This is a genomic window from Brevundimonas sp. Soil_N_31, assembly GCF_057655995.1.
This window is the reverse complement of the sequence record NZ_JBDGLE010000026.1, coordinates 1-1,001: the sequence shown is the minus strand read 5'-3', so window position 1 is coordinate 1,001 and position 1,001 is coordinate 1. Positions and strand designations below refer to the sequence as shown.

At 70.2% G+C, this 1,001-nt stretch carries 1 protein-coding gene; it reads left to right on the top strand.

The features are described from left to right. A partial coding sequence (locus tag AC3A3G_RS16340) for an OmpA family protein (RefSeq protein ID WP_487488734.1) occupies positions 1-1,001 on the top strand: 1,001 nt, incomplete at both ends.

The following is a 1,001-nucleotide window of genomic DNA, read 5'->3' as shown; positions in this document are numbered from 1 at the left end:
GCCGGCGCTGCTTCGGCTGAGCCTGATGGCTGGTACGGCGCGATCGACGCCGGCTACCACATCATCGACGACATCAACACGGAAGCCTCGGCGACCGGTCACAACTGGAACTGGGAAGTGAACGACGGCTGGGCGGCTTTTGCTCGTCTGGGCTACCGCTTCAACCCGAACTGGCGTGTTGAACTCGAGGGCGGCTACCGCTCGGGCGACATCGGCAAGGTGCGCGCCGTCTCGGGCCCGCAAGGCCTGTGCAACCTGACGCCGGCCACCGGCCCGTGCCACTCGCCGGAAGGCGACATCACGTCGACGACGCTGATGGCCAACGTGCTGTACGACTTCGGTTCGCCGGAATGGACCATCCGTCCGTTCGTCGGCCTGGGCGTCGGTGTGAACCGCGTCAACGTCGACACTGTCGGCCGCCTGCGCCAGACGCCGGGCGTGGCCTTCGCGGCTGACGACACCTCGACCAAGTTCGCCGCTCAGGCTCTGGCCGGCCTGGCCTGGTCGATTTCGGACCGCGCCAACGTCGACCTGACCTATCGTTACCTGACGGGCGACGCTGAGTTCGAAACCCGCACCTCGGGTACGGGCGCCATTCCGTTCGGTTCGATGTCGGGCGACTACGACCAGTCGCACACCGTGACGCTGGGCCTGCGCTATGCGTTCGGCGCCGAGCCGGCCGCTCCGCCGCCGCCGCCCCCGCCGCCGCCGCCGCCCCCGCCGCCTCCCCCGCCGCCCCCGCCGCCGCCTCCGCCGCCTCCGGCCAAGCCGGCTGCGCGTCAGTTCGTGGTCTACTTCGACTTCGACCGTTCGGACCTGACGGCGGAAGCCCGCTCGGTGGTGACGCAAGCCGCCAACTACGCCAAGTCGGGCGCTCCGACCCGCGTGCTGGTCGTCGGCCACACCGACACCTCGGGCAACGCGGCCTACAACCAGGGCCTGTCGAACCGCCGTGCGCGCACCGTGGCTGACGCCCTGGTCGCTCAAGGCGTCAACGGCGG